The following is a 5,563-nucleotide window of genomic DNA, read 5'->3' on the forward strand; positions in this document are numbered from 1 at the left end:
TCAGTGTGTGGTAGTTCACGTGATGCTACTATTAACAACTCTTGATGGAAATGAAGTAGGATAATTCAGTAAAATTATTTCCTTCATCAATTTATGTCCATAGAGGCAACTCCTCCTACTGTGCCACAGACAGCTTTAGTCGCTTTAGTGGATGTTTTTGTGCAGCAAGGACATCCAAAACAATATGCTGAAGCTATGGCAACTGCAATCATTTTCCAGACCGACTTAGATTTACGAAACGCCCAAGTTACTCGTCTTTTAGGCTGGCTTAAACAGGAGCATAATGATATATATCCCTCAGCCCTGGCTATAGTCGAAAAAACTTGTGAAGAATTTGAGCAGCGTGTTCAACAAGGTTGAGTTTAGAAAAATAAGGTGCAGAATTGGCCTAAATAGCTAATTCTCCACCTTGTTTGCAACGGAGATACTGGTCTAAGACGCATTTAATTTATATATGGCGGATGCCAACTTCACAAGAATTAGACTAATTTAAGATTACACAATAGACATCTGGTGGTAATTAAATGTGCATAACCACCAAACCCTTGTAGGGACAATTCATGAATTGTCCCTAGGATAATTTCCACTCCTATGTCTATCGGCTAACTAATATTGATAGGATGGAAAAAAGACACAGACCGTCGCCATCTCTGAAAATTATTACTTGCTATGACTATTATCAATATTGTTTCTCCTCTAACTGCGATCGCTCAACAAAGCCGTCAAGCGGCTTGTAAACTAGCTTTGCTTTCAACTGAGGAAAAAAATCAAGCGATTGAAGTGATCGCTCAAGCTTTAGAATCAGCTAAAGATGATATTATTCAAGCAAATCTAACTGATTGTCAAGTTGCTGTAGCTGAAGGCATTGCTAAACCCCTTTATAAACGGTTGCAGTTAGATGAACATAAATTAAGAGATGCGATCGCTGGTGTGCGAGATGTTGGTAAACTCGATGATCCTAGCGGTAAAGTCCAAATTCATCGAGAAATTGACACTGGTTTAATTCTCAAACGTATTACCTGTCCTTTAGGTGTTTTAGGCATCATTTTTGAAGCCCGTCCCGAAGCTGCAATTCAAATTGTTTCCTTAGCAATTAAATCTGGAAATGGTGTCATTCTCAAAGGTGGAAAAGAGGCATTAAATTCTTGTGCAGCCATCGTTAAAGCCATTAAACAAGGATTATCTCACACAGCAGTTAACCCTGATGCCGTGCAATTGTTAACCACTAGAGAAGAAATAATAGAACTATTACATTTAGATAAATATGTAGATTTAATTATTCCTAGAGGTTCTAATGCTTTTGTGAAATTTGTCCAAGATAATACTCGCATTCCTGTCCTTGGTCATGCCGATGGAATTTGTCATTTATATATAGATAAATCTGCTGATCTGGATAAAGCCATTAATATTACTGTTGATTCTAAAACCCAATATCCAGCCGCTTGTAATGCCATTGAAACCTTATTAATTCACAGTAATATAGCTAGGGAATTTTTACCTCAAATTGCCGCAGCTTTACAAACACAAAATGTCGAATTACGAGGTGATCAACCCACCTTAGAAATTTTACCTAATATTGCCTTAGCAACAGAAAGCGACTGGGAAACAGAATACAGTGATTTGATTTTAGCAATTAAAATTGTTGATTCTTTAGAAGATGCCATATCTCATATTAGCAATTATGGTTCTCGGCATACAGAAGCAATTATCACAGAAGATATCACCGCAGTAAAAACTTTCCAAGGCTTAGTAAATGCAGCCGGAGTTTATCATAATTGTTCTCCCCGTTTTGCTGATGGTTTCCGTTATGGTTTTGGTGCAGAAGTGGGAATTAGTACCCAACAAATGCCACCCCGTGGACCTGTAGGTTTAGAAGGTTTAGTCACCTATAAATATCAAATGTGTGGTGATGGACATATTGTGAAAACCTACACAGGTGCAAATGCCAAATCATTTACTCATCGAGATTTGATCCCATAGGTTTTACTGGTTTTAGTTGAGATGATTTTAGCGGGCAAGACTTTTACTAAGCTTGTCGTTCGCGTAGCGTCGCCTTAGCCATAGTATGCCCGCACCACAATATTTAATATTTATTTACCACCATAGAAAAAGGCAATTTCTTTTTCTTTTAAGGGTGCAAAACCAGCGTCAACTAACTTTTGATCAAGTTCAGCTTGGGGAATGTGTTTAGCACCAATACGGACAATACGAGAACGCATGGTATTAGATACACCACTGCGTTGTCTATTGGCTTCTAATCCCATGACTTGAGTATATAATTCTAACTTAGCTGTGGGAATAGGAGAACCATCAAAATCAATTCCTTGGGCGATCGCTTGATCAATAGCATCAGCACCAGTGGTAGTTTCAGTAGACATGATAATTTATTTGCAAACAGATTTGGGATATTTTACCAGGGAAGAGGTGACAGTTCCAACCCACATTTCCCTATTCATACCATTTTTGATTTTTCATAAAGAAATGGTATCAGGTATTCTAGAGAGGACATTGCCCACCAAAACCCGTATATCTTCAAAAATCTAAAAATCAAACTGTAACACCATAGATAAATACCCAAAATTGTGATATAATAATGTTGATTGTATTAGTAGTTAAAAAATTGTTTTTGCTCCTTAATTAACTCTGATACACATCTATAACCAAAAGCTTGTCAATAACATCACTAATATCAAACATGCAGATTCTAGAGAGTCTTCATACCGCCATTCTCATCAGTGATTTAGAACGTTCAGAACATTTTTATGGTCAAATATTAGGACTACAAAAAGTAGAACGGCCTTTAAAATATCCCGGTGTCTGGTATCAAATTGGTAATTATCAACTTCATCTCATAGTTGCGCCCACTGTACCCACCGATAAGCAGCAGGAAAAATGGGGGCAAAATCCCCATATTGCTTTTGCTGTGGTTAATTTGCAGGTTGTAAAAGATGAATTAAGTGCTAAAAATTATACTTTTGAAGCTAGTGCTTCTGGTCGGGAAGCCATTTTTGTTAAAGATCCCGATGGCAATATAATTGAACTTAGCCAAAAATAAGATTATTCTCCATGACAAAAGTTAAAATAGATAGATTGTGAAATGATGAAATATAAATGTTTTGGGCTGATAAAATTGCTGCTGATGCAGTAGGCGAACAAGTAGTTAATGATTCTAAGACCCCTTCAGGACGGATTCACGTCGGATCTTTGCGTGGTGTGGTTATTCATGACGTTATTTACCGTGCTTTAAAACACGCAGGTAAGCCTGTAAAGTTTTTGTATGGTGTGGATGACTATGATGCGCTGGATACTGTTCCTAAATATTTAGATCAAGAAAAATTTCAGCCTTATTTGGGTTTTCCCCTGTGCAATGTTCCCTCTCCTGGTAATAATGCCCCAGATTACGCTAAGTATTTTATTGGTGAGTTTTTTGAAATTTTTGAATACTTAGGAATTAAACCACAAACCTATTTTTTACGTGATTTATATCGTTCAGGAAGACTTAATGATCATATTGATATTTTCCTGAAAAATGCCCATTTAGTACGGGAAGCTTATAAGGAAGCAAGTAAGGCAGATCGTCCTCATAATTGGTATCCTTTTCAAGTTGTTTGTGAAAATTGCGGTAAAATCGCTACTACTGTAACTACAGATTATAACGGTTCGGAAGTATTTTACACTTGTAAACCTGAAGGCGTTGATTATGTCAAAGGTTGTGGCCATTCTGGTTGGGTTTCCCCCTTTAATGGTAATGGTAAATTACCTTGGAAGGTAGAATGGGTAGCTAAATGGGATGTATGGGGAATCACTATTGAAATGGCAGGTAAGGATCATTCTCAAAAAGGTGGTTCTCGTGATGTCGCTAATGCTATTTATCGCAAGGTTTTACAAAAACAACCTCCTTTCCATTCACCTTATGAATTTATCCTTGTTAATGGTACAAAGATGAGTTCTTCTAAAGGTGTGGGTTCTAGTGCTAGGGAAATCGCTGATTTATTACCGGCGGAATTATTGCGGTTTTTAATGTTAAGAACTCAGCCTAGATCGGTGATTAATTTTGCCCCCAATTATGAAACTACAACCCGTTTATTTAGAGATTACGATACTTTAATTAATAAGTATGGGAATGCTGATGAATTGGTCGAAGAATTAATGCCTTTATTTTACGCCCAGGTGGGTGATGAAGTTAAAAAGTATCAACCTTTTGATTTTAGTACGTTAATTTCTTTGTTACAAGTTCCTCGTTTAAATATTCAAGATGAGGTGAAACAACGCAGTTTACAACCTTTAAGTGCATACGACCAAGAGATTGTTAATCAAAGAATTGCGGCCGCAACTAAGTGGTTAGCAGATTATGCTGATGAGGAAGAAAAGCTAGTTCTTTATTTAGAACAAGTTCCAGAGAAGGCTAATGATTTGAATGCTGAACAAGTGGGATATTTGCAAAAATTAATGGAAAATTTGCAAAATATTCCTCATTGGGATGGGGAGGAATTACAAACTTTAATTTTCTCAACTACTAAGGAGTTAGGTATTCAACAAGCTATTGCTTTTAAGGCTTTATATCTATCTTTTCTCAATAAAGAAAGGGGTCCAAAAGCTGGCGGTTTGTTATCTTATCTAGATAAGTCCTTTGTGCTGGCGCGGTTACAAGAAGTTGTGGCTTTGAATCTCGATAAAGTAGCAGTTTCCTAATGATTTTTCCCTGTCCCTGACAGGGAATCATCACATATAGCTTTTCCCATTTTAGTCAAGGTTTATTAATGGTTTTGAGATTCTATAATTTACAATTATTTATGAAGTTTTATTACAAGTAAAGTTTATTATCTTTTGTATTCCACTCTGCCAAACAACTGCTAGTCTGTTAACTATGGTCATAACTGCGGGGGCAAGATTGATAATATGTACAAAATTCTTCATAAATATCTAGGATAAAGCAATTACAGTCAATGTTATTGGTAACAATTATCTAAGGGTGAAACCACAACGCAAAATTGGAATTTATATGATGAATCATTACTCTATTCAATGGATTGAAGACTGGTGCTTGGAAAATGGCTGGACAGATTTATTTGTCGAGAGACGAGGCAATTATTGGGCGTTTCCGCCGGGTGGAGTCATGCCTGAACCCATACCAATCAATGTATTGAGAGTAATTAAAGAAGAAAATGGATTTACTGACCAAGAAATGTATTGGGCTGGTGCTGCGATCGCTACGACAATTTTAGCGGTGATTTACACATTTTGGTTTAAATGTCCGATTCCTTTGGTGTTATCTTTTGGGTTTAATGCTGTCATAGTGGCACAGTTTGAACCGGAAGATTTTTAGATACTCAATGCCAATCATTTGATTGCCAGTAGTTAGTGGTATATGATTTGATTTGTGAATATTAATTGTTGAAAATCACCGAATTCTTAGAGAAGTCGGTGATATTGTTTTTAATGACTAATTGAGTATGTTAAGTGGGTGGATGTGAGATCAGGAAAATATGTAAATATGTCAAGAAAAGTAACAGCACTCAAAACTTCTTGTATTTGTTGGTTCTTCCGTACCTGTTATGCCAAA

At 36.7% G+C, this 5,563-nt stretch carries 6 protein-coding genes; 5 read left to right on the forward strand and 1 reads right to left on the reverse strand.

The genetic code is table 11. The features are described 5' to 3' along the window. The first annotated feature begins 93 nt into the window (after positions 1 to 93). Entirely contained in the window at positions 94 to 360 is a 267-nt protein-coding gene (locus CUN59_RS19710) for a hypothetical protein (RefSeq protein WP_104389428.1), read from the forward strand. Between the two features lie 309 nt (positions 361 to 669). Then, positions 670 to 1,980 (forward strand): glutamate-5-semialdehyde dehydrogenase, encoded by a 1,311-nt coding sequence (locus tag CUN59_RS19715; RefSeq protein WP_104389429.1) that lies wholly within the window; start codon positions 670 to 672, stop codon positions 1,978 to 1,980. Positions 1,981 to 2,090: 110 nt separating this feature from the next. Here the strand turns inward: CUN59_RS19715 and CUN59_RS19720 are convergent, their stop codons facing one another. After that, positions 2,091 to 2,378 carry a small RNA NsiR4-regulated ssr1528 family protein gene (locus tag CUN59_RS19720; protein ID WP_104389430.1) on the reverse strand — a complete coding sequence of 96 codons (288 nt, stop codon included), beginning with the start codon at positions 2,376 to 2,378 and terminating at the stop codon, positions 2,091 to 2,093. A 317-nt stretch (positions 2,379 to 2,695) separates the two neighbouring features. On the opposite strand from CUN59_RS19720, the gene CUN59_RS19725 reads away from it, so the two are divergent. From CUN59_RS19725 to CUN59_RS19735, 3 genes are all read left to right on the forward strand, one after another. Beyond that, complete coding sequence (locus tag CUN59_RS19725) at positions 2,696 to 3,055, forward strand: VOC family protein (RefSeq protein WP_104389431.1); 360 nt, start codon at positions 2,696 to 2,698, stop codon at positions 3,053 to 3,055. A 56-nt stretch (positions 3,056 to 3,111) separates the two neighbouring features. Further along, complete coding sequence (gene lysS, locus CUN59_RS19730; protein WP_104389432.1) at positions 3,112 to 4,692, forward strand: lysine--tRNA ligase; 1,581 nt, start codon at positions 3,112 to 3,114, stop codon at positions 4,690 to 4,692. Positions 4,693 to 5,002: 310 nt separating this feature from the next. Next, on the forward strand, positions 5,003 to 5,326 hold the full coding sequence (locus CUN59_RS19735; RefSeq protein ID WP_104389433.1) for a slr1957 family protein: 324 nt from the start codon (positions 5,003 to 5,005) through the stop codon (positions 5,324 to 5,326). Positions 5,327 to 5,563 lie beyond the last annotated feature (237 nt).

Source organism: Cuspidothrix issatschenkoi CHARLIE-1 (genome assembly GCF_002934005.1).
Classification (GTDB): domain Bacteria; phylum Cyanobacteriota; class Cyanobacteriia; order Cyanobacteriales; family Nostocaceae; genus Cuspidothrix; species Cuspidothrix issatschenkoi.